Source organism: Clostridium pabulibutyricum (genome assembly GCF_058242705.1).
The window spans coordinates 105358-128846 of sequence record NZ_JBZAYZ010000001.1; the positions used below are offsets into that span (position 1 = coordinate 105358).

The 23489-nt window shown below is 36.1% G+C and carries 21 protein-coding genes and 1 other annotated feature (1 of these 22 running past the window's edge); of the genes, 13 read left to right on the forward strand and 8 right to left on the reverse strand.

What is annotated here, in order from left to right; all coding sequences use genetic code 11:
* Positions 1–41: 41 nt before the first annotated feature.
* Positions 42–1844: a serine hydrolase gene (locus tag AC4CVH_RS00535; RefSeq protein WP_490785758.1), complete on the reverse strand. Its 1803-nt coding sequence runs from the start codon at positions 1842–1844 to the stop codon at positions 42–44.
* Between the two features lie 123 nt (positions 1845–1967).
* Positions 1968–2165, reverse strand: coding sequence for an alpha/beta-type small acid-soluble spore protein (locus AC4CVH_RS00540; RefSeq protein WP_490785759.1), 198 nt, complete (start codon positions 2163–2165; stop codon positions 1968–1970).
* 250 nt (positions 2166–2415) lie between these two features.
* On the opposite strand from AC4CVH_RS00540, the gene AC4CVH_RS00545 reads away from it, so the two are divergent.
* From AC4CVH_RS00545 to AC4CVH_RS00575, 7 genes are all read left to right on the forward strand, one after another.
* A complete protein-coding gene (locus AC4CVH_RS00545) occupies positions 2416–2904 on the forward strand; it encodes a ferritin family protein (protein WP_490785760.1) in 489 nt (162 codons plus the stop codon).
* Positions 2905–3043: 139 nt separating this feature from the next.
* Positions 3044–3817: an alpha/beta hydrolase gene (locus tag AC4CVH_RS00550; protein ID WP_490785761.1), complete on the forward strand. Its 774-nt coding sequence runs from the start codon at positions 3044–3046 to the stop codon at positions 3815–3817.
* 5 nt (positions 3818–3822) lie between these two features.
* Positions 3823–4941: a DUF362 domain-containing protein gene (locus tag AC4CVH_RS00555; RefSeq protein WP_490785762.1), complete on the forward strand. Its 1119-nt coding sequence runs from the start codon at positions 3823–3825 to the stop codon at positions 4939–4941.
* A gap of 11 nt (positions 4942–4952) precedes the next feature.
* Positions 4953–6086: a THUMP domain-containing class I SAM-dependent RNA methyltransferase gene (locus AC4CVH_RS00560; RefSeq protein WP_490785763.1), complete on the forward strand. Its 1134-nt coding sequence runs from the start codon at positions 4953–4955 to the stop codon at positions 6084–6086.
* A 26-nt stretch (positions 6087–6112) separates the two neighbouring features.
* Entirely contained in the window at positions 6113–6943 is an 831-nt protein-coding gene (locus AC4CVH_RS00565) for an HAD family hydrolase (protein ID WP_490785764.1), read from the forward strand.
* On the forward strand, positions 6944–8191 hold the full coding sequence (locus AC4CVH_RS00570; protein WP_490785765.1) for a dicarboxylate/amino acid:cation symporter: 1248 nt from the start codon (positions 6944–6946) through the stop codon (positions 8189–8191). It begins immediately after the preceding gene.
* A gap of 30 nt (positions 8192–8221) precedes the next feature.
* Positions 8222–9166: a hydroxyacid dehydrogenase gene (locus tag AC4CVH_RS00575; RefSeq protein WP_490785766.1), complete on the forward strand. Its 945-nt coding sequence runs from the start codon at positions 8222–8224 to the stop codon at positions 9164–9166.
* A 52-nt stretch (positions 9167–9218) separates the two neighbouring features.
* Here AC4CVH_RS00575 and AC4CVH_RS00580 read toward each other — a convergent pair whose 3' ends face one another.
* Genes AC4CVH_RS00580 through AC4CVH_RS00590 form a run of 3 tightly spaced genes read right to left on the reverse strand, consistent with a single transcriptional unit; the run spans position 9219 to position 13606 of the window.
* On the reverse strand, positions 9219–10490 hold the full coding sequence (locus AC4CVH_RS00580) for a SpoVR family protein (RefSeq protein WP_490785767.1): 1272 nt from the start codon (positions 10488–10490) through the stop codon (positions 9219–9221).
* 4 nt (positions 10491–10494) lie between these two features.
* Positions 10495–11679, reverse strand: coding sequence for a sporulation protein YhbH (gene yhbH, locus AC4CVH_RS00585; protein WP_490785768.1), 1185 nt, complete (start codon positions 11677–11679; stop codon positions 10495–10497).
* Between the two features lie 4 nt (positions 11680–11683).
* Positions 11684–13606, reverse strand: a complete 1923-nt coding sequence (locus tag AC4CVH_RS00590) for a PrkA family serine protein kinase (protein WP_490785769.1) — start codon at positions 13604–13606, stop codon at positions 11684–11686.
* 207 nt (positions 13607–13813) lie between these two features.
* On the opposite strand from AC4CVH_RS00590, the gene AC4CVH_RS00595 reads away from it, so the two are divergent.
* The 6 genes from AC4CVH_RS00595 to feoB all read left to right on the forward strand — a co-directional run bounded on the left by AC4CVH_RS00595 (position 13814) and on the right by feoB (position 20922).
* On the forward strand, positions 13814–15133 hold the full coding sequence (locus AC4CVH_RS00595; protein WP_490785770.1) for a replication-associated recombination protein A: 1320 nt from the start codon (positions 13814–13816) through the stop codon (positions 15131–15133).
* A gap of 22 nt (positions 15134–15155) precedes the next feature.
* Positions 15156–15890, forward strand: coding sequence for a metallophosphoesterase family protein (locus AC4CVH_RS00600; RefSeq protein ID WP_490785771.1), 735 nt, complete (start codon positions 15156–15158; stop codon positions 15888–15890).
* Positions 15891–15920: 30 nt separating this feature from the next.
* Positions 15921–17129, forward strand: a complete 1209-nt coding sequence (hemA, locus tag AC4CVH_RS00605; RefSeq protein ID WP_490785772.1) for a glutamyl-tRNA reductase — start codon at positions 15921–15923, stop codon at positions 17127–17129.
* A 15-nt stretch (positions 17130–17144) separates the two neighbouring features.
* A complete protein-coding gene (gene hemL / locus AC4CVH_RS00610; RefSeq protein ID WP_490785773.1) occupies positions 17145–18419 on the forward strand; it encodes a glutamate-1-semialdehyde 2,1-aminomutase in 1275 nt (424 codons plus the stop codon).
* Between the two features lie 140 nt (positions 18420–18559).
* Complete coding sequence (locus AC4CVH_RS00615) at positions 18560–18781, forward strand: FeoA family protein (RefSeq protein WP_490785774.1); 222 nt, start codon at positions 18560–18562, stop codon at positions 18779–18781.
* Positions 18782–18801: 20 nt separating this feature from the next.
* Positions 18802–20922, forward strand: a complete 2121-nt coding sequence (gene feoB, locus AC4CVH_RS00620) for a ferrous iron transport protein B (protein ID WP_490785775.1) — start codon at positions 18802–18804, stop codon at positions 20920–20922.
* 52 nt (positions 20923–20974) lie between these two features.
* Here the strand turns inward: feoB and AC4CVH_RS00625 are convergent, their stop codons facing one another.
* The 3 genes from AC4CVH_RS00625 to AC4CVH_RS00635 are packed head-to-tail and all read right to left on the reverse strand — an operon-like array spanning position 20975 to position 23245.
* A complete protein-coding gene (locus AC4CVH_RS00625; RefSeq protein ID WP_490785776.1) occupies positions 20975–21787 on the reverse strand; it encodes an amino acid ABC transporter substrate-binding protein in 813 nt (270 codons plus the stop codon).
* 36 nt (positions 21788–21823) lie between these two features.
* Positions 21824–22492 carry an amino acid ABC transporter permease gene (locus tag AC4CVH_RS00630; RefSeq protein WP_490785777.1) on the reverse strand — a complete coding sequence of 223 codons (669 nt, stop codon included), beginning with the start codon at positions 22490–22492 and terminating at the stop codon, positions 21824–21826.
* 15 nt (positions 22493–22507) lie between these two features.
* Positions 22508–23245 (reverse strand): amino acid ABC transporter ATP-binding protein, encoded by a 738-nt coding sequence (locus AC4CVH_RS00635; protein WP_490785778.1) that lies wholly within the window; start codon positions 23243–23245, stop codon positions 22508–22510.
* A gap of 46 nt (positions 23246–23291) precedes the next feature.
* Positions 23292–23489: a binding site (T-box leader), on the reverse strand (it continues 42 nt past the right edge of the window).

Consider the following 23489-nt stretch of genomic DNA (forward strand, 5'->3'; position numbering starts at 1 on the left):
TAAAAGCGGCCCAAATAATATTTTAGCCGCTTTTAAAGCTTTTATTTCTCTTTGTCTGCGATAAAGGTTGAGTCGTACTGGTATATCTTTATACCATGGGGATTTCCCTTTCCATCTGTCAGAAATTCAAATTGTGCATCGGCTTCCCGCATGTAAAATTTTTTAGCTGTTTGTGGAAGCAATTCATATTTTTCATTGTTGATTTCGTAGTAAAGATGATTGCCATCACTTTTTATTGTAAAAATAGAAGAATTTTCTTGAAGCTTGTATGTTCCTGTATATTTTTCAATTATTTTTTTATCAAGGTTGATTGTATTTTTGGGTTCTGGAAGGCTGTAACTGTATCCAGTGGATATGTCCGCCAGCGTATCATTCAATTTGTTCAATATGGAATTCCCAAGGTTTGTGAGAATTATTATAGTCATGTCCTTTTCAGGATATCTTGAAATATTGCTTGTAAAACCAAGTACGTTTCCACCATGGTAAATTTGTTTCCCGAGTTTTCCGTCGGTAATCATCCATCCATATCCATAAGATGGCTGGTATTTTCCCATTTCAATGTAACCTGTGAATATTTTTTTCAGGTTTTCAGATTTCAAAAGTTTGTTTGTATAAAGAGCCCTGTCCCATTTATAAAGATCTTCTGTGGTTGAATAGAGTGATCCTGCTCCAAAACATCCGTTTAAATCTATCTGGTCATTTACGGGAAAAACATCAAGATATCCAGTGTAGCCTGAAGATGTATACAGCTTGTCTTCTCCGTTATAGGACATTCCAGTATTTTTCATGTCCAAAGGAGCAAAAATATTTTTCTTGAAGTAATCTATGTAGCTCATTCCTGTTACTTTTGTAATTATATAGCTTAGCAAAGTGTATCCAGAGTTTGAATAGGAAAATTGACTTCCAGGTTTGAATTCAAGTGGTTTGTTCTTGAAGAGGTCTATTACTTTGTTTATATCCTTCACTGAATCAGTATTCATGGACCAGAATTCTGGAAGGTTTGTGTAATTTACAATTCCGGAAGTATGAGTCAATAAATTTTTTATAGTTATCGAGTTGCCATTAGGATAATCCGGAATAAATTTTGAGAGGGGGTCATTTTCACTTAACAGACCACGTTCTACGAGCTGCATTATGGAAAGTGCAGTAAATTGTTTTGTCATTGAGCCAATTGGAAATTCTGTTTTAGGTGAATTGTCTATGTTCTGTGAGAAATCCGATTTTCCGTAGCCTTTGTCAAGAATTATATTGCCGTTTTGGGCCACTAGTACGCTTCCATGAAAGTTTTCATTTTGCTGCAGGAGAGTTAGATAATTATCCAGTTTTGCTCTGGTGTCATTTGTCTGATTGGAATTTTTGAAATAGGTTTCTTTGTTTTCATAAGGAGTACATATTTTTGCAGTCTTTGTAACAAAATTCCAATTTATAGTTTTATTTAGAACTTTGCTGAAAAATTCCAAAGGCACATATATTACGTCGTTTTTGATTTCAGGAGCAGTTTCAAGATATATTGATGTGCTGTTTGAGATAATTTTTTTATTTCCATTTTGAAGTTCTATGGTTGTATGAGGATTTTTGAGCGTGACATTATTATGGTTTGTGGAAAGAGAGGATTTCTCAAGTAATTTGTCATATACAGAGTTTAAAGAAACCATAACAATTGAATTTGAGTTTTCATAAATTATATTTGGATCGGAAGATATTTTCGAATTCCCGATATCGAGAGTTGCTTTTGAGGAAATATTTTGTACGGATTCAGCACGGACTTTGATGTTTAAAGCATTTCCACAGGGTAAAAATATAAAACAGGATACTAGAAAGCATGAAAATAATTTTTTTATCATTATAAAAGTTCCCCCTTTGTCTAACTGATATAATGATATCATGAGTATGGCAAAATATACAAGAAATAAAGCTTGAAATGATTTATATCACTTCAAGCTTTACTCCATATAGCTTCATTTTATTTATTTCATGCCCTGCTCATAAGCTTCTACCATTTTTTTAACCATGTTTCCACCAACAGAACCTGCTTCTCTTGATGTAAGGTCACCATTGTAACCCTGTTTCAAGTTTACCCCAACTTCTCTTGCTGATTCCATTTTAAACTGGTTAAGTTTTTCCTTAGCTCCAGGTACAACTAATCTGTTACTGCTTGATGCCATTTCAACCACTCCTTTTAAATGATTTAATAAGTATTGGATACTTATATTTAAAGTTTGTACAGTATGAGATAAAATATGTTAGGTAATTGGAGGGTTGATTGGAAAACTTATATACAAGTAGTGAAACATATTTTTATTTCATAAAAATAACTCTAAAAATAACTTTTTAATAATAATTATCTATTGATAAATATTACATTTAAGTGTATTATTTAATTATACAAATATTTATGGAAAGGGAGTGTTGTTTATGGCAGGAAATAATAATTTTAATGCCTGTGAGATGCTTAAAATAGCAATGCTTATGGAGGATGAGGGATATAAATTTTATACTAATGGAGTAAAGTATACAAAAGGAAAAACAAAAGAATTTTTAAAGGCGGCGGCAGGTCAGGAGTTTATACATCGTGAGAAGTTCCAAAAGCTGTTTAATGAAGCTTCAAAGAAGTATGAATCAGATTCAGAGGACTATCTTTTTGATGAAGATGTAGTTGTATATTTGAGAGATTTGATAGAAAATAAGGTATTTGATCATAAAGAGCTGCCTGAAGATGCCTTCAGTGATTTAAAAACGGCTGTACAGCATGCGGTTAATACAGAAAAACTTACAGTTGATGTTTATGCACATATGTACAAGGGTGTTTCATCACCTGATTTGAAAAAAACTCTTTCCGATATACTTGAAGAGGAAAGATCTCATGTAAAGTATTTTTCAGGATTGCTAGAACAGATGGTATAAATAGTAGTAATAAAGAGTGACTGCAGGAAAGCATTTTCCTGCAGTTTGTTTAGTCTGGAAGAGTCAGGGGAGTTACTTGCCTTGATTTGCTTTTTTATAGTAAAATTATGTTTAAAGTATAAAATGGAGGTAGCACAGTATGCAGAAGGCAGTTGAAATTGAGAGAGGAAATCTTGTTTTGAGAGGTGTTGTTCACATACCGGAGGGCATTTCGGGAAAAGTACCTTTGGTTTGCATGTTCCATGGTTTCAAAGGAAATAAAGAGGAAAAACATTTCATGTTCGTTAAAATGTCAAGGCTGTTTGAAAAGAAAGGCATTGCAAGTTTGAGGTTTGACTTTAGCGGAAGTGGTGAAAGTGATGGAGAATTTGTTGATATGACTATACTCACTGAACTTCATGAGTCCAAAACTATATTGGATTATGCAAAGGGACTGGATTTTGTAGATATAGAGAATATAGGTGTTCTTGGGCTTAGTATGGGAGGAGCTGTTGCAAGTATACTTGCCGGTGACTGTAATGAAGATGTGAAAGCTTTATGCCTTTGGGCTCCGGCAGGAAATATGCAGGAGATTGTTGATGGGTTTAAAACGAATCAAAATATTGGAGTATTGACTAAAAGGGGATTTTTTGACCTTGATGGATTTTCCATTGGAAAAGAGTTTGTGAAGGCGCTTGAAAAAATAGATATATTCAAAAGGGCATCAAATTATGAGAAAAATGTACTTCTGATACATGGAAATTGTGATGAGATGGTTTCATTCAATACATCCGAAAGATATCTTGATATTTATGGAGAAAAATCATTTTTGCATCCTGTTGAAGGATCAGATCACACATTTAATAAAAAAGAATGGGAAGATGAAGTACTTGAATGTACGGTGGAATTTTTTAAAAATGAATTTAAGGGGTGATTTGTTTGAAAAGTGATGTATATTTTGCAGATTTAAGAGCAAGAAGTGAAAAACAAAATAAAGTTAGTAAAATAAGAAAATTGTTTGATGCAGCTGGATTTCGAGATGTTTTAAAAGATGGTGATCTTACTGCAATAAAACTTCATTTTGGTGAACTTGGAAGCGACGCATATATAAACCCAATATTTGTACGGCAGGTTGTTGATAAAATAAAAGAATCGAAGGCAAATCCATTTTTAACGGATTCAAATACATTATATACAGGGAGTAGGTCAAATGCTGTTGATCATTCAACTACAGCAGCACTTCACGGATTTACAAATTATGCCGTTGATGCTCCGGTTATAATAGCCGATGGGTTGAGAGGAGAAAATGTAAGGGAAGTCTCTATAGACAAGAAACATTTTAAAAAGGCCAGAATATCTGGAGTTGTATTTGAATCAGACAGTATGATTGTGATTTCACATTTTAAGGCACATGAAGCAGCTGGTTTTGGAGGTGCAATTAAAAATTTGGCTATGGGATGCGCAAATCCACAGGGTAAAAGAGATCAGCATTCTATAAGGCCTGGTGTAGTTACTGAAAAATGCATAGGTTGTGGAGAGTGTACAAAAGTATGCCCAAAACAGGCTATAACTTTGAAAAATAAAAAATCTTCCATAGATAAAATGACCTGCATAGGGTGCGGAGAATGTATGACCGTCTGTCCTGTTAAAGCAATTGATTCTGGAAAAGAAGAAGAACTCAGGATATTCACAGAAAAGCTCACTGAATATGCTTATGGAGCTGTAAAAGGAAAAGAAGGAAGGGTTGGATACATTAATTTTGTCATAAATGTAACCCCTGATTGTGACTGTGTTCCATGGAGTGATGCACCCATAGTTCCGGATATAGGAATACTTGCATCAACAGACCCTGTAGCTCTTGATACGGCCTGTTATGACCTTGTAAACAAATCCCATGGACTTGAAGGAAGTATGCTTCATAAGAAAAATGGAGCTTGTATAAAAGATGGGGAAGATAAATTCAAAGGACTGAGAAAAAACACATACGGTTATGTACAGCTTAGCTATGGCGAAGAAATTGGACTTGGAACTAGAAACTACAATCTAGTTGAAATCTAGGAGGAATTACATTGGAATATACTTTAATTGCAACATCAACTTTCGGACTTGAGTCTGTGGTTGCTGGAGAACTTAGAAATCTTGGGTATGAAGATTTAAAAATTGAAAACGGAAAGGTTACTTTTACAGGTGATGAAATGGACATAGTTACCTGTAATCTCTGGCTTAGGACGGCAGACAGGGTTCTTGTTAGGATGGCACAGTTCAAGGCTGAGAGTTTTGAAGAATTGTTTCAGGGAACGAAATCCGTAGACTGGGGATCGTTTATGCCTGAAGATGCATTTATGCACGTAACGGGCAAGTCAATAAAATCGGTACTCCACAGCGTTCCGGATTGCCAGTCCATAGTAAAAAAGGCTGTAGTTGAATCTATGAAAGACAAATATAATATTGAGAAATTTGAAGAGAGCGGTGCAGAATATAGAATAGAAGTCGGGATACTTAAAGATATAGTTACACTTACTGTGGACACTTCCGGCGAAGGACTTCACAAAAGGGGGTATAGAAAAAATTCAGGAGAAGCTCCAATAAAAGAAACTCTTGCGGCAGCCCTCGTTATCCTGAGTGGATGGAACACAAGTATAAAACTTGCAGATCCAATGTGCGGTTCTGGAACAATTGCCATAGAGGCGGCCCTTATAGGAAAAAATATTGCTCCGGGACTTGGAAGAAGCTTTGTATCTGAAAAGTGGGGTATTATTCCAAAAAATATATGGGATGATTTGAGAAAGTATGCCATGTGTTCGATAAGCAAGGATAAATTTGAAATTTCGGCCTCTGATATAAATGGCAGAGTGCTGAGAACTGCTATGAACAATGCAGAAAAAGCTGGAGTTCAAGACTGCATTGCATTTAAGAAATCTCCGGTTCAAGCCTTCAAACCAGAAGAGAAATCAGGATTTATAATATCAAATCCGCCATATGGAGAGAGACTTGGTGAAATTGAAGAGGTTGAGGCACTCTACAAGGATATGGGGAAAGTATTTTTAAAGCTCAAAGACTGGTCTTATTTTATAATAACGGCAGATCAAAAATTCGAAAAATGTTTTGGAAAAAAGTCTGTGAAAAATAGAAAATTGTATAATGGAAAGTTGAAATGTTATTATTATCAGTATATTTCAAAACATGGAGAAAATAAAAGATAATTATTTAGGAAAAGAGGCAGGAATATTTGGATTTGTATATTTCGGATTTGGATGGAACACTTTTAAATTCAAGGCAGGTTATAAGCAGGGAATCGGTGGAAACAATAAATGATTTGATAAATAAGGGACTTAATTTTACAATAGCTACGGCAAGATCATATGAAGCTTCGATCAACATAATTGCTCCGCTTGAATTAAGGGTTCCTGTTATCCTCAACAATGGTGCTTTTATATATGATTTGGCTTCCGGGAAGAATATAGTTGAAAACTATATGGATATGGATTCGGTGGCATACATTCTAAAAACGTATGCTGAAAAAAATATACAACCTATGGTATCGGCTGTAAATCGGGCAGGAGAGAAAAAGATATTTTACAAAGGTTCTTTTAATTTTGGACAGGATGTATATTTAAATTCGAGATTCAGGAGCAAAGACAGAAGACTTGAAATTGTGGACGACTTTTCAGCAGTTTGGGATTGTAAAGTAATAAATATTTTCGCTATAGATAAAAAGAAAAATTTAGACTTTGAGTATAAACTGTTTACAGACAACCTTGACGTGGGATGTCATTATACTGAAGAAATCTATTCAAAAGGATTTTTCTGGCTTGAAACTACGAATCCGAAGGCAAAAAAATCAAGTGCAGCCATGTATGTTAAAAATTATTTGAAGGCCGAAAAACTTGTTTGTTTTGGAGACAATCTAAATGACATGCCTCTTTTTGAAGTTGCAGATGAGAAATATGCAGTTGAAAATGCATATGAGGAATTGAAAAATATTGCAACGGAAGTAATTCAATCCAATGAGGAAAATGGAGTGGCACGGTTTCTTAGAAAATGTTTTGGAGGTGTATGAATGAAAAAATTTTTAAAAAACTACATGTTTTCCATAGTACTGCTTTCATCTATTGTAGTTGGAGCGGTTATAGGAGTGTGTTTTGGTGAAAAAGCAGTTGTTCTCAAGCCTCTTGGGGATTTGTTTTTAAATTTGATGTTTATGGTAATAACGCCTCTTGTATTTTTCAGTGTCTCTTCTGCAATAGCCGGAATGAATGGAATAAAAAGATTTGGAAAAATAATGGGGGGCACCTTCCTTGTATTTGCATGCACTGGAATAGTGGCGTCTATTATTGGAATTATAGGGGCGGCTGTTGTGAAACCTGCTAGCGGAGTAAATTATTTTGAGTTGAAAAAGATTATTGCAGGAAGTGGTGCTGTAGAAAAAACTAACCAGACGGGAATACTGGAACAATTTGTGAACACGGTTACAGTACCTAATTTTACGAATTTGTTTTCTAAGGAAAATATGCTACAACTTATTATATTTTCATTGATTTTTGGAATATCTGTGGTACTTGCAGGTGAAAAGGCAGACCCTGTTAAAAAGTTTTTAAGATCAGGATCAGAAGTTATGATGAAGATGGTGAAAATAGTAATGTATTATGCCCCGATAGGTCTTGCCTGCTATTTTGCATCCATGATAGGGCAGATTGGCTCAAAGATACTTGAGTCATATCTTCGGGTATTTATACTTTACACGGTGATTGCACTGATATATTATTTTGTGTTTTTTACTATTTATGCATTTGTGTCAGGAGGCAGAAAAGGGGTGAAGCTGTTTTGGATGAATTCTGTGGCGCCCACAGTGACAGCACTTGCAACGTGTTCCAGTGCGGCAAGTATTCCTGTAAATATAGAATCTACTAAAAAAATGAAAGTCCCGGAGGATATTGTGGAGACGGTAATTCCGCTTGGAGCAAATATTCACAAAGACGGTTCTGTAATTGGAGGTGTAATGAAAATTACATTTTTGTTTGGCGTATTCGGCAGGAATATGAACAGTGTGTCTTCTGTTATATCGGTAATAATAATATCTTTTCTTGTAGGGGCAGTTATGGCTGCTATTCCAAGCGGTGGAATGATAGGAGAAATGCTCATACTGAGCGTTTATGGGTTTAACATGAATCTTGTACCTGTAATATCGGTTATAAGTGTTATAATCGATGCAGCTGCAACGGTTCTTAATTCTACAGGCAATACTGTATCGTCCATGATGATTTCAAGACTCGTAGAAGGAAAGAACTGGATTGAAAATGAAAAATGAGCTTGAATATTTTGAAGGGGAGGAATAACTGTGAGGTATAAAGTTTTAATTACTGAAGATATAGATAGAACGGCAAAGGAATATTTAAAAAAGTTGGGATATGATGTAAAAGTAGCATCAGGTACATCAGAGAATATACTTGTCCGTGAAGTTTCTGATTGTGATGGAATGATAGTAAGAATGGCCAGGATAAACAAAAAAGTGATGAGGGCGGGCAGAAAACTCAAAGTAATATCAAAATTTGGAGTCGGAATGGATAACATAGATGTAGATGAAGCCACAAAACTTGGAATAAAACTTACAAATTCACCTGAGTCAAATAGAAATTCTGTAGCTGAATATACTATTGGACTTGTCATAGCACTTGCAAAAAAATATTTTACCTATGACAGTGAAATAAGGAGTGGAAATTTTCAAATAAGAACAAGCCTTGGAATGGATGTTGCAGGAAAAACCCTTGGAATTATAGGAATGGGCAATATAGGAAAACTTGTCTCAAAGAAAGCTGTATATGGTCTTGAGATGAATGTTATAGCATATAAAAAACATAAATATACGGGAGAGAATTTGGAAGGTGTGGAGTTTACTGATAATCTGGATTATGTCCTTGAAAATTCTGATTTTATAAGCCTGCACGTTCCACTTACGAAATCAACAAGGGGTCTTATAGGCAAAAGGGAACTTGACATTATGAAGAAAACTTCATTTCTTATAAATACTGCAAGGGGAGGGGTAGTTGATACAACAGCTCTTGTATGCGCCCTCAAAAATGGTACAATAGCAGGGGCGGCTGTAGATGTGTTTGAGGGAGAAATTCCATCGCGGGATAATCCACTTCTTAAACTTTGCAATGTCATAGTTACTCCACATACGGCAGCACATACCGTGGAGGCTTTTGAAAGAATGTCAATGCATCCTGCAATTGGCGTCCATGAAGTGTTAAGCGGAGCAAAACCTTCCTGGCCTTTCAATTAAAATCAACCCGCCGGTGTATAAAATACTACACCGGCTTGTTTCAATTAACTTATTATGCTGATTTATATGATACTTTTTTTTCTTCGCTGCAACATATTTTGGTATTTTTTTTATTCAATACTGTTGTGAGTTCAATTGGATTCTTCCAGAGGTCGTATATATATTTCAAAGTTTTTTCAGTATATCCAGTATCAAGTTCCCTCCCGTCGTAAATATGTTTGAGGAAAAGTGTTGTACTGCGATTTGAATCATTTTTTACACATATTTTGGGTATGGAGCCCATGCCGCAGTTTTTGCACAGTGTATTTCTGATTTCAATCCATCCTTTATTGTCGGAAATGTCGTCTATTACATAGTTTTTACCTTCCCTTGAATATTTAAACAGGTTAAGGCTGCTGCACAGTTCTTTTGTGAGATATCTTCTTATGAATGATTCATCTCTTTCTATCTCCCTTACTTCAAATATCTTTTTGATTCCATATTTTTTTTCGAGGTCCTCGAATATCTTGAATCCAAGGTGATAGGGATTTATTGATCCTGAAAATGGTGTTATAACGTCATTGTGTCTCTTTAGAAACTCAAGATGAAGCGGCTGTGGAAGGTCAAGAATATGCAGAAGTTTATAGTGCCAGTAGCTTGCCCATCCTTCATTCATGATTTTAGTTTCAACTTGGGGAATAAAGTACAGGGCTTCTTTTCTTACCACATTTAGTACGTTCTTCTGCCATTCAGAAAGCTTTCCATTCAATATTATATATTTTAATATGTCATTTTCAAATTCATTATCTGTACTATAGTTTTTTTTCATTGATACGCTTTGTTCTGTCTGGAATTTTACAGCATGGGCTGCATTCAATATTTTTTCAACTTCTTCATATCCTATGCTCGGATCGTTTATATAACTGCGTATTATGTCAGCATCATTTTTAAACATTTCTATAGTATAGTCTGCACGGGTACCCTGGCTGAAAAGTCTGTTGTTTTTGAAAAAATCATTGTGTCCGTACACATGAGCCATGGTAAGTATCTGCAAAAGGAGAGTGTTGTCCTTCATAAGATAGGCTATGCAGGGATTTGAATTTATGACCATTTCATAAGGCAAACCTGCAAGGTTGTATCTGTACAGTGATTCAGAACGGTCATAAGCTTTTCCAAAACTCCAGTGTGGGTATCTTGACGGCATACCAAGGTAAGCTTCATACCCTATCATATCTTTAAAGCCGACAATTTCGAATTCCTGTGGATAGAAATTGAGACCGGATTTTTTAGCTGCAGCTTCAATTTTGATGCACCAGTTTTTTAAGCCGGATAATGAATAGTCCATTAAATCACTCCGTTTCAAATTCTTTTTTTAATATTTTTTTTAAGGATTTCCACAAGTCACCTTTTTCATTTATGGTTACAGCTGTAAAATTCTTTTTTTTAATGCCTCTTTCAAAGATTTCCTTTATATTGCTTCCATAAGAGCTTGGAATAATTTCAGCGTAGCTGAACAGATTGCACACACCACTTAATTTTCTTCCGTATTCGAGTGCCCTGTCGTTGTCTTCAATCCAGTTGTCACCGTCGCTTACATAAAACGTGTATATGTTCCAGTAGGCTGGATTGTAGTTTTCGTATATGACATCGAAAGCTTTTTTAAGGCCGCTTGATATATAGGTTCCACCGGATTCAACCTTATGGAAGAATTCATTTTCAGTGACAAGTTTGGCGGTTGTGGAATGAGCTATGAATTTTACTTCTACGTTGTTGTATTTCATTCTTATGAATTCATATAGTATGAAGAAGAAGGAACGAGCAAGGAATTTCTTGGTATTGTCCATGGAACCGGAGGTATCCATTACGCATATTATTGATGCATTAAGCTCGCGTTTTGGCTTTTCCTTGATTCTAAAATATCTCAGGTCATCTTCCCGAAACGGGAATCTTTTGTTTTTAATATCGCAGATTTTACCACTGTTTTGTTCTTGAAGTGTACGTTTTGTGCTCTGACGTCTTTTTAATTTTTCAACCACGCTTCTTTTCTTTGCAAGCCTCGGGTTTATTCCTTTCTTTTGATAACCGGATTTCTTATTTGAATGTTTTGATATAAGTTCCTTGAATCTTTTTTTATCCATCAGGGGAAGTTCAAGATCTTCAAGGAGATATATCATAAGGTCTTCGAGAGTTATCTCGGTTTCATATATATCTTCACCTTCTTCATTTCCGGGTTTTCCATCCATGCCGGGAATTTTATCCTCTGGAAGTCTTCCTATTTTGTCTCCCTGTTTTTGAGATCCATTTCCACTTCCAATCTGTGAACCTCCATTTCCGTAAATGAAACGATATTCCTTTATCCCTTTTATAGGGATTTTTATCTTCTTGTTTCTGCTTTGTCCTATGATACTTTCTTCTGATATTATGTCTGCAAGATTTTCCTTTATTGATTTTTCTACAAGCTGTCTGTGACGCCGTCTGTCTTCTAGGGATCTGTCATGATGGCTTGCTGAATCGAATTCCCTGAAAATGGCCATAAAATCAGTCCTTCCATAAATTGTTAGCAGCGTATTTTAATATGACGTCACAGCAGTTGTCACAATATCCGTTTGCTTTCATCTCTTGTACCATGGAGTTGTATTTTTCATCCTGTTCCTTGTTTCGAACTTTTGATTTTGTTATAATTCTTGAAAGTTCCTTTACAGAAGTTGTGAGCTTTTTTTCTATAGCTTCTTTTAGAGGCTCATAGGAAGTATAGTCCATTTTGCCGCCGTTTCGTATTACGTAGAACATGTATGAGGTAACATCACTTCGGAAGCCCTTTGAAGAACTTTCGGATATACCTATGTGTTCCTCGATGGATCTCATGAATTCTTCATCAGGGTCGAGTTCTTCACCTGTTGACTGGTCTTTTATTTTATTTTTATTTACAAAGGCTTCTGCATGGTCGAGATAATTGTCAAACAGACTTTCGGCCTGTTCTCTGAAACTGTGAATAAAGGCTCTTGTGACTTCTTTTTCAAGAAATTTATTGTATTCCTTTCTTATAGTGTCTTTTAAAAATGTAATATATCTTTTTTTGCTGTCCTCTGCAGTGTCAAGGTCTTTTACTGACTTTACAAGGCTATCCATGACACTTAGTGGATTTATGCAGTTGTATTCGGAGTTTGAAAGTGCGTTGTCGAGAGCTTTTATAATGAATCTTGTAGATATTCCGGACATTCCTTCTCTCATACCGGCTTCTTCCTTGAGCTCTGAGTAATCTATTTTTTTTGTAGTACCTTTTTCTACGATTTCTTCTCCGTTGTAGATTTTGAGTTTTGTCATTGGATCGACTTTGTTTGATGGCGACAGTCTGGATAGTATGGCGAACATTGCGGCGATTTCAAGGGTATGAGGTGCAATATGGGCGTTAAATCTGCTCTTTGACAGTATTTTTTTATATATCTTGACTTCTTCATTTAGCTCCAGGCAGTAGGGAACTTCTATCTTTACTATCCTGTCAAGAATTGCCTCATTTGTATGGTCTGACTTGAATTTGTTCCATTCGGATTCATTGGAGTGGGCGAGTATTATACCGTCAAAATATATCATTGATCCTTTTCCCGGTGAAGGAATTGACTTTTCCTGGGTTGCAGTTATTATAGTGTGCAAGTATTCAACATCATTTTTGAACACTTCTATGAATTCTACGAGCCCGCGGTTGCCTACGTTGAATGCGCCATTTAATGAAAATATTCTTGGATCATCTTCAGGATACATGTCCATTTTGGATATATCAATAGAACCTGTTAGAACGGAAGTATCCTGATTGTTGGGATCGACAGGAGGTACAACTCCTATCCCTTTTCTGGAGCGTATTGAAAAATCTGTGGTTACAACTGGAAATTTTTCATACTCCCCGTTGTATTCATGCTTTAGTCTGTATTTGCATACGGGACACAAGTCTCCTTCAATTTCAACATTGAGTTTTTCCTCAAAGTCATGCCTAAGATGCTTTGGAATAAGATGGAGAGGCTCCTCCCTCATAGGACAGTCTTTAAGGGCATATATTGGTTTTGCAGTTTCAAGAGCTTTTTTTATTGATTCTACAAGTGATGATTTGCCGGCACCTACAGGTCCTACAAGGTATAGAACCTGTCTTGATTCTTCACCATTCATTGCAGCAGAATGAAAATAATTTACAAGTTTCATGATTACCCGGTCAATCCCGAAAAAATCATTTTTAAAGAAGTTGTATTTTTTTATGGTTTCATTTCCGTATAGTTTTTTAATCCTTGGGTTTTCCTCGGGTTTTAAAATTTCATATCCCTTGTTTACTATTATGTCGTACATTCTTTTGTGAGCTAGTTTTATTATGTCTGGATTTTCCTTTATAATTTGAAGGTATTCCAAAAATGTCCCCTCAAATGTTTCTTTCCTGCTTGCTTCCCTGTCTTTTTTTATTATATCTTTAAAGTCCATTAATATCCTCCTATATACTTCCTTATTTATTAAATGTTTACGCATAATAATTATCTATTATGTATAATGATAGACAGGTATTTATTAAATTATATGAATATGCAGCTTTTTTGGCACTTGAAATTTTGATTTTGTACAAAAAATACTTTGATGTGTCTGCATTTGTGATAGTATTATATTAGATAAATTTATGGTGAAGGTGTTTTTATGGATTATATGCAAAGTTCCATGTTTGACAGAAAGGTGTCATCTCCACTTGCGGAAAGGATGAGACCTGAAAGTATTGATGATTACATAGGTCAGGAGCATATACTGGGCAGTGGGAAAATGCTCAGAAATCTTATATACTCTGATAATATAGGTTCTATGATATTTTGGGGACCGCCGGGGGTTGGAAAAACAACTCTGGCTATGATAATTGCAAAGATTACAAAGGCAAGGTTTGTTACATTCAGTGCAGTTTCCTCAGGAATAAAGGAAATAAAGGAAGTAATGGAGAAGGCAAGAAAAAACAGACAGATGGGCATAAGGACCATAATATTTGTAGATGAAATCCACAGGTTCAACAAGGCACAGCAGGATGCGTTTTTACCTCATGTTGAGAAGGGAAATATAATTCTAATAGGTGCGACGACGGAAAATCCTTCTTTTGAAGTCAATTCGGCGCTTCTTTCAAGATGCAGGGTGTTTGTACTGCGTTCACTTACTGTAGACAATATAGTGGCGCTTCTTAAAAAAGCCATAACCGACAAACGTGGATTTGGATATATGGACATAAAAGTTTCAGATTCAATGCTAAGACTTATTGCAGTCTATGCAAATGGGGATGCAAGAACAGCATTCAATACCCTTGAAATGGCGGTTATGAGTTCTTCGGATGGAAGTGGAAGGGCTTTTATAACAGAAGATATTGTAAAACAGTGTATAGGTAAGAAAGCACTGCTTTATGATAAGGATGGAGAAGAACATTACAATTTAATTTCAGCATTTCACAAGTCAATGAGAAACAGTGATGCAGATGCGGCGCTCTACTGGCTTTCAAGGATGCTGCAGTCAGGGGAGGACCCACTGTACATTGGAAGAAGAATAATTCGTTTTGCTTCCGAGGACATAGGCATGGCAGATTCTTTTGCACTCCAGGTGGCGACTTCTGCGTACCAGGCGGTGAAATTCATAGGAATGCCGGAGTGTGGGGTGAATCTTGCCCATGCGGCAGTTTACATGGCAGTATCTCCAAAGTCAAATGCAGTTTATGCGGCGTACAATAAGACTAAAAATGATGCGCTTGGTACAATTGCAGAGCCTGTACCTCTTCATCTCAGAAATGCACCGACAAAGCTTATGGACGACCTTGGATATCATAAAGGGTATAAATATTCTCATGATTTTGATGGAAAGGTGGCTGATATGCAGTGCCTTCCAGACAACTTGAAGGATAAAAGATATTACATTCCAACGGAAGAGGGAGCAGAAAAAGAAGTGTCGCATAGATTGCTTGAAATAGAGAGACTGAAAAATAAATCCTGAATTTATGGGGAGGGTGTCTGTTGTGAAGTATTTTATAATGTCGGATATTCACGGCAACCTTGAGGCTCTTGAGTCTGCACTTGAAGTTATAGAAAGAAGAGGTTCCGGAAAAATTGTTGTACTTGGTGATATTGTGGGATACATGTGTAATCCAAATGAATGTATAGAAAAAGTGAAAAATTTTGACTGTATCAAGGGAAACCATGACTATGCAGTGGTTAACCGTGAAATGCTTGGATGGTTTAATGAGAATGCAAAGAAGGCTCTCCTCTGGACAATATCAAAACTTGAATACGAAAAAATCGAATTCCTTGATTTGCTTCCTTATGTAAGAAATTATGAAGGATTTACAGTAGTACACGGAGATATTACAGCACCGGAAAAATTTAATTATATAAAGGGAGACAGGGGAATTCTTAAAATAAACTTTGAAAAGATGGAAAAGAATGTTTTGCTTGTTGGACATACTCATTATCCATGTGTGTTTGTTAGAAATAATACAGGAAAAATAAGTCATGTATATGATTTAAATAGCAGGATGAATCTTGATGTGGAAACATGTAAATACATAATAAATGTAGGAAGTGTTGGACAGCCAAGGGATGGAGACAAGAGGGGATGTTTTGTGATGTTTGATGATGAAAACATGAGCATTGAGTATGTGAGGTTTGAATATGATATCTTTAAAACAGCGCAAAAAATGATTGAAAATCATATGCCTGAAATGCTGTATAAGCGGTTGTATATTGGAAGATAGCAGTAGATATGTATATTGGAGTTGATGGATATGATACAACTTGTAGGAATAAGAAGTAATTGTGGTATTGATGTAAGACAGAAGTTTTCTATTGTACCTGCAAGGCTTTATGCGAGTCTGAAGAAGGCTGGGGAAGTACTTGGAAGCATTGTAATTGTGAGCACATGTAATAGGACGGAAGTTTATGTGGATTCCGAAGTTGAGGGTAAAAAACTCATAGATATTTTATTTGAATGCCTTGGATGGGACGTTGGTATTGTAGAATATGTTTTTTATACAGGGCAAAATGGCGCAGTAAAGCATCTCTTCGAAGTCAGTTGCGGATTTCATTCGCGAATTCTCGGTGAAGACCAGATACTTGGACAGATAAAAGATGCCTATGAATCAGCTGTAAAAGCCCAAACGGCAGGAGGGCGGCTTCACAAACTTTTTCAGTGTGCACTTTCCTGTGGAAAAGAGTTCAAGCATACGTGCAAAATGTACGAAATACCTGTATCTGTTCCATCTATAGCTGTAAAAGAGGCAGAAAGTAAAAGATGTGCAAATTACATGATTATAGGATTTGGAAAGATAGGCAAACTGATTTTGAAATACTTGAATAGAACCCGTGCGGAAAAAATATATGTCGTATCAAGAAATCCTGAAAAGGCAGCTTTATCTTTAGAAGGCAGTTCTAGTGGAATAAAATTCGTGGAATTTGATGACAGAAAGAAATTTTACAGTTCCATAGATTGTATTTTCAGCTGTACATCAGCTCCCCATGAAATAATAAGTAAGGGCGAACTTCCTAATTCAAAAATCAGGATATTTGATCTTGCAGTACCGAGAGATGTGAGTTTGGAAGTGAAAGAACTCAGCAATATTTGTGTTTATGACATAGACAGTATAGGAAGAATAGATGGTGAAAACAAGAAAAAAAGAAGAGAAAGAATGTCAAGTTACAGATATATAATTGATAAATATATTAACGAATTTGATAGGTGGAATACACTTCTTGAACTTTCACCCGAGATACAGAAAATAAAGATGTATGGACATTCAATATGTGAGAAGAGAATAAAGACCTATGTAAACAAAAGGCATACAAGGAATGATGAACTTCTTGCAAGGACACTGATAGAAAGTACTGCCAGGGCGTATATAAACAGGGCAATTGATGTACTTAAAGAAGAAAAGATAAAAGGCAGTGAAAGGGAATGTATTGACATCATAAATAGAATATTTTGCAGAAATGATTAGAAGGGAAGGATACATATGAAAAGTGATGATATATTTGAAGAATCCAAACTGTATATGCCGGGGGGAGTAAACAGTCCGGTCAGAGCATTTAAGGATGTTGATGCCAATCCTCCAGTTATAAAAAAAGGCAGTGGTGCTTATATATATGATGAGGATGGAAGAAAGTATATAGACTTTGTTTGTGCATGGGGTCCTATGATTTTAGGGCACTGTGACGAAAGGGTTGTTCGTTCGGTTAAGGCTACCTGTGAAGGTGCATTATCATTTGGCGCTACAACAAAGATTGAACTTGAACTTGCAAAATATATATGCAGGACACTGGATAATGTTGATATGATAAGAATGGTAAATTCAGGTACTGAAGCTACAATGAGTGCTGTAAAACTTGCAAGAGGATACACAGGACGCGACAAGATAATAAAATTTGCAGGGTGTTATCATGGACATTATGATGATTTCCTTGTGGAGGCTGGGTCAGGTGTTATGACTGAGGGAATTCCAGGAAGCTTAGGGGTTCCTGGAGACAGTATAAAAAATACAATAATAGCAAGATACAACGATATTGAAAGTGTGGAAGATATTTTTAGAAAATATGATGACATAGCAGCCGTAATAGTTGAGCCTGTTGCCGGTAATATGGGAGTTGTACCCGGCGATGAAAAGTTTTTGAGGGGACTTAGAGACCTTTGCAGCCACAATGGAAGCATTTTGATATTTGACGAGGTCATGAGCGGATTCAGAGTTGCATACAAGGGAGCGCAGAGCATTTATAAAATAAAGCCCGACCTTACTACTTTTGCTAAAATAATGGGAGGAGGATTTCCATGTGGGGCATACGGTGGAAGGCGTGACATAATGGAAAAATTGTCTCCAATAGGTCCTGTCTATCAGGCTGGTACAATGTCTGGAAATCCTATAGTAATGTCCGCGGGACTTGCCACTTTAAAAGCGCTTCATGAAAATGAATGGTATTATGATTATCTTGAAAAACTGGGAAGCAGACTGCAAAGTGGAGTTGAGAGTATAGCAAAGAAAAAGGGGATTCCTGTTGTAGTGAACAGATGCGGTGCCATGTTTTCAATATTCTTTACAAAAGAAGGAGAAGTGAGAAATTATGAGGATGCAAAAAAGTGTGACACAAAATTGTTTGCAAAATATTTCAGCCATATGATAAGTCATGGAATCTACATTGCACCTTCACAATTTGAATCGGTATTTTTGAGCGTAAAACATACCGAAGAGGATATAGATAAATTTCTTGAGATTTTTGAAAAATTTGATTTACAATAAATAAAAAACAACTGCGACGAATATTTCGCAGTTGTTTTTTCACATTATTTAAACGGTATGCATAGTTTGATTATATAAAGTTAGTTTAAGGTAACTTTATGAGTTCCAGGAAACAATTTTAATTTGAGGAGGATGAAAAGGTGAGGGAACTTAGTAGTGTTGAAACAGGAAATTTTGTAAAGGTTGGCAAACTTGTATCACATGGATTTCTCAGGGAAAGAATGCTTGCAATAGGACTTACAAAAGATGCCGAGGTTCAGGTTATTCAAAGAGGGCCTTCGGGAGATCCGACTGTTTATAACATAAGAGGTGCCATGATAGCTTTAAGAAGAGATGAAGCTTCACTTGTATATGTATATTAAAAATTTTTTTGGAGGTATAAATGGGTCTTACGTATCAGTCTACAGGATTTGATTCTATGAAGGAAATGTACGAGATTAAAAAAAAGGAAGGTGAATATGTAGTTGCTCTTGCAGGAAATCCAAACACAGGCAAAAGTACGGTATTCAATGCATTAACAGGATTGAAACAGCATACCGGAAACTGGCCCGGAAAGACTGTAACAAATGCAAAAGGAGAGTTTAAAATAGGCGCTAGAAACTGTGTTTTGGTTGATCTGCCTGGAACATATTCGCTTTTTTCATCTTCGGTTGAAGAGGAAATTGCAAGGAATTTTATATGTTTTGGAAATTCGGATGCTGTAATTGTAGTGACGGATGCTACGTGTCTTGAAAGAAATCTCAATCTCGTATATCAGATAATGGAGCTTAAACAAAAGGTTATATTGTGTGTGAACTTGATAGATGAGGCGAAAAAGAAAAAGATAGAAGTGGATGGTGAAAAACTACAAGAACAGCTTGGAATTCCTGTTGTGCTTACAGCTGCAAGAAGCATGGATGGAATTGATGATCTTAAGAATACTATAAAGGCTGTGTCTTGTGAGGACATAATTCCAAGACCCAAAAAAATAATTTACAAGGATTATATAGAAGAGGAAGTCGAAAGGATTCAGCCAATTGTTGAGGGACAAAAACTCGGAGTCGATTCAAGGTGGCTTTCTCTTAGGCTTATAGACGGTGATGAGAAGATTGTAGGAAAGATACTTTCTAGAATTGATGATGAGAGAAGACTGCTTGTAGTAAATGAAATGGAGAACATAAAAGCATGCTGCGGGAAGAGCAGTATAAGAGATGATATTACATGCGAAATATATAAAAATGCTGAAATTACAAAGCAGATATGTGTAAAAAATAAAAATGACGGTACAAGCAGAGACAGAAAAATAGACAAGTATGTCACATCAAGAATAATTGGAATACCCATTATGCTTGCCGTGCTTGCAGCTGTGTTATGGATAACAATTGCCGGTGCCAATGTTCCATCTGACATGATTGCAGGAGCTTTGTTCAGTTTTCAGGATAAACTTACAATGTGGTTTACAAATGCAGGCTCCCCAAAATGGCTGTATGGAATCCTGGTGCTTGGGCTTTATAGGACAATGGCGTGGGTGGTTTCCGTCATGCTGCCGCCTATGGCGATATTTTTTCCGCTTTTTACGCTGCTGGAGGATCTTGGATATCTTCCAAGGGTTGCATTCAATATGGATCATTTTTTTAAAAAAGCATGCGCACACGGTAAACAATGTCTCAGCATGTGTATGGGATTAGGGTGTAATTCTGCTGGAATTGTAGGATGCAGGATTATAGAATCGCCAAGAGAAAGACTTATAGCGGTACTTACAAATAATTTCATGCCATGCAATGGTAGATTTCCAACTTTGATTGCCATATCGTCGGTATTTCTGGCAGCAGGTACAGGAGGAAAGTTTTCAAGTATTCTTCCTGCTCTTTCAGTCACGGGAGTAGTGGTGCTTGGAGTCATAATAACTTTAATAACCTCAAAAATACTTTCGAAAACAATTTTAAAAGGATATCCATCTAGTTTTACTCTTGAACTTCCACCATATAGAATTCCTCAGATAGGAAGAGTTGTATATACTTCAATCATAGACAGAACCATATTTGTACTTGCCAGGGCAGTAAGTGTTGCAGCACCGGCAGGAATAATCACCTGGATACTCGCAAATGTGTATATAGGCAATATGAGCATTATAGGACATGCAGCAGCTTTTCTTCAGCCTTTTGCACATTTAATAGGGCTTGACGGGTATATACTTCTGGCCTTTATATTGGGATTGCCTGCAAATGAGATAGTTCTTCCAATACTTATAATGTCTTATTTGTCTACAGGTTCCATGATCGATTTTCAGAGTATAGATTCATTAAGACAAATACTTTTGTCACATGGATGGACATATCTTACTGCACTTAATTCACTTTTATTCTGCCTTTTGCACTGGCCTTGCGGTACCACACTTTTAACAATAAAAAAAGAAACAGGAAGTGCAAAATGGACAGCGGCCGCGGCAGCTATTCCAACAGGAATTGCCATATGTGTATGTTTTATTACAGCCTCCTTTGCGAGACTTTTTGGAGTTTCATAGAAAAATTATAAAAGCCGTGGAATTTAGAAACTCCACGGCTTTTCTGATGAGGTTAATTTTTGCTTGTTATATCTGCGTCAAACCATTTTTCTGATATTTTTTTCAATGTTCCATCTTTCCGCATGGCCTTTAATGCACTGTTTATTTTGGCGATTTTTTCTTTGTTTGCGTCATTTTTAAGCATAGGGAAAGCATTTTCCATTTTTTCTATAGGCTCGCCTGCAAGTTGTAGATTGTAGTTGGAACGTTTTATGGTGTCCATTATAGCAAGTTTGTCTTCGAGAAGGGCATCAGCTCTTCCGAGATTTACTTCTGAAAAAATTGAATTGTAATCGCTGTACTGTTTTAATTTTACTGATCCGCCTTGTTTGTTATATTTTTCAATAGCCTTGTAGAAATTCATTCCTGATTCTACAGCTACTGTTTTACCATTTAAGTCTTTTAGTGATTTTATAGAATTATTGCCTTTTTTTACTGCAAGCTGAACACCAGAGTATACATAAGGATCTGAGAAATAGTATTTTGATTTTCTTTCGTCTGTTATTGTTACCTGATGGGCAATTGTATCTATTTTTCCTGAATCAAGCATTCCTATAAGACCATTCCAGTTTGCAATTACATATTTTACTTTCCAGTTGTTTCTCTTTGCAATTTCATTCCATACGTCTATTTCAAGACCTTTTACCTTATCCTGTCCTTCTCCCTGGTCTACAAATGCAAAAGGCCTGTAATCTGTTGATGTTCCTATTTTGATTGTATTTGAACTGCTGCCTGATTTAGTATCTGTACTGCTTCCGGAGCATCCAGCAAGTATGCCTACTGTAATTAGTGATGTTAAAAGTATTGCAAATAATTTCTTTTTCATTTTATAACCTCCATATGACATAAATATATTTTTAAATTATTTATAAGCTCTTGATAATTTCCTTTCAAGTATTCTCTGAAGAAAATTGAATATTTCAACAAGTATCCAGTATATTATTGCAAGGGCCAGATAACTTTCTAGGACCTTGAAACTTGAAGCTGCATCCATCTGCGCTCTTGCCAGTATTTCTGTAAGCCCAAGAACAAAAGCAAGGGAAGAGCTTTTTAAAAGATCGACAAACTCATTTCCTATTCCAGGAACTGCAATTCTTATAGCCTGTGGATATACTATCCTTTTAAAAGCTTGAGTCTCAGTCATACCTATAGAAAGTGCAGCTTCGATTTGTCCTTTTGGTACGGATTCTATTGCACCTCTTATAATTTCGGCCATGTATGCGGAACCACACAAGCTTAGCCCGAATACCATTGCCTGAAAAGGTGAGATGTTTTTAAGGGGCAATATTATCTGCGGTACGCCGTAGTAGAATATGAATAGCTGTACAAGAAGAGGTGTGCCTCTGAAGAATGATATATACACATTTATTATTTTGTTGACTACTTTAATATTAAGGAGTTTTACTCCAACAAGTAAACTTGCTATTACGAAGCCTATTATTGTGGATATAACTGACATTGAGATTGTATAATGAATATATTTTATGAGATCTGGAAATACATTTATAAAGTATACTACATCGAATTTCATTTTATCTTATCCTCCTTATTTCAATGATACCTGCCTTAAAAATTTAATGGTCCTTTCATTTTTCGGATGATTGAATATATCGTCTGGAGTCCCCATTTCAACTATATTTCCACCATCCATGAATACAACTCTGTCTGCAGCTTCTTTTGCAAACCTCATTTCATGAGTTACTATAATCATTGTAATGTCTTTTGTTGCAAGTTTTTTTATAACATCCATTACTTCACCTACAAGTTCAGGGTCAAGTGCGGATGTTGGTTCGTCAAAAAGCATCAAATCGGGATTTACTGCCATTGCACGTCCAATGCTTACTCTTTGCTGTTGTCCTCCCGAAAGCTTTAGGGGGTAGTAGTTTTGCTTGTCTTCAAGCCCGACTTGTCTTAGTATGTCAGTTGCCTTTTTGAATGCAGAATCTTTGTCCATCTTTTTTACCTGGGTAAGTGGTTCCATGATGTTTTGAACTGCTGTCTTATTGAGAAACAAGTTATAATTTTGAAAAACCATGGATGTATGTTTCCTTATTTCATATACTTGCGATTTTGTTATATTTTTCAAATCAGCTTTTATATCTCCAATTTCTATTGTGCCGCAGTTAGGCATTTCAAGAAGATTTATGCATCGAAGCAAAGTCGATTTACCTGTTCCGGAAGGTCCTATAACAACTACAACTTCACCTTTTTTAACAGTAAGATCTATCCCTTTTAGTACTTCAATTTCATTAAAGGATTTATGAATGTTTTTAATTTTTATCATATTTATTCCTCGCTTATCCATATAAAATAAAAAACCCCCGCCTCTATTCAGAGGCAGAAGGTCATCTGCTGTTCCACTCTGTTTATTATAAATAACATAATAATAGATTTAATGTTGGTACTTATAATACCTCAATGCTATAATGGGCATACCCACTGAAGTCTACTGTAGTTCAATTCAGGGTTCGGGGATGCATTTCAATTGTCTCTACTTGAAACCCTTGCACCTTGTGGGTTTCTCTCTT

Excerpts from the sequence above, each read along its gene's own strand:
- AC4CVH_RS00535 (WP_490785758.1), bottom strand. The coding sequence starts at position 1,844 with ATGATAAAAAAATTATTTTCATGCTTTCTAGTATCCTGTTTTATATTT.
- AC4CVH_RS00540 (WP_490785759.1), bottom strand. The coding sequence starts at position 2,165 with ATGGCATCAAGCAGTAACAGATTAGTTGTACCTGGAGCTAAGGAAAAA.
- AC4CVH_RS00545 (WP_490785760.1), top strand. The coding sequence starts at position 2,416 with ATGGCAGGAAATAATAATTTTAATGCCTGTGAGATGCTTAAAATAGCA.
- AC4CVH_RS00550 (WP_490785761.1), top strand. The coding sequence starts at position 3,044 with ATGCAGAAGGCAGTTGAAATTGAGAGAGGAAATCTTGTTTTGAGAGGT.
- AC4CVH_RS00570 (WP_490785765.1), top strand. The coding sequence starts at position 6,944 with ATGAAAAAATTTTTAAAAAACTACATGTTTTCCATAGTACTGCTTTCA.
- AC4CVH_RS00580 (WP_490785767.1), bottom strand. The coding sequence starts at position 10,490 with ATGGACTATTCATTATCCGGCTTAAAAAACTGGTGCATCAAAATTGAA.
- yhbH (WP_490785768.1), bottom strand. The coding sequence starts at position 11,679 with ATGGCCATTTTCAGGGAATTCGATTCAGCAAGCCATCATGACAGATCC.
- AC4CVH_RS00590 (WP_490785769.1), bottom strand. The coding sequence starts at position 13,606 with ATGGACTTTAAAGATATAATAAAAAAAGACAGGGAAGCAAGCAGGAAA.
- AC4CVH_RS00595 (WP_490785770.1), top strand. The coding sequence starts at position 13,814 with ATGGATTATATGCAAAGTTCCATGTTTGACAGAAAGGTGTCATCTCCA.
- hemA (WP_490785772.1), top strand. The coding sequence starts at position 15,921 with ATGATACAACTTGTAGGAATAAGAAGTAATTGTGGTATTGATGTAAGA.
- hemL (WP_490785773.1), top strand. The coding sequence starts at position 17,145 with ATGAAAAGTGATGATATATTTGAAGAATCCAAACTGTATATGCCGGGG.
- feoB (WP_490785775.1), top strand. The coding sequence starts at position 18,802 with ATGGGTCTTACGTATCAGTCTACAGGATTTGATTCTATGAAGGAAATG.
- AC4CVH_RS00625 (WP_490785776.1), bottom strand. The coding sequence starts at position 21,787 with ATGAAAAAGAAATTATTTGCAATACTTTTAACATCACTAATTACAGTA.
- AC4CVH_RS00630 (WP_490785777.1), bottom strand. The coding sequence starts at position 22,492 with ATGAAATTCGATGTAGTATACTTTATAAATGTATTTCCAGATCTCATA.
- AC4CVH_RS00635 (WP_490785778.1), bottom strand. The coding sequence starts at position 23,245 with ATGATAAAAATTAAAAACATTCATAAATCCTTTAATGAAATTGAAGTA.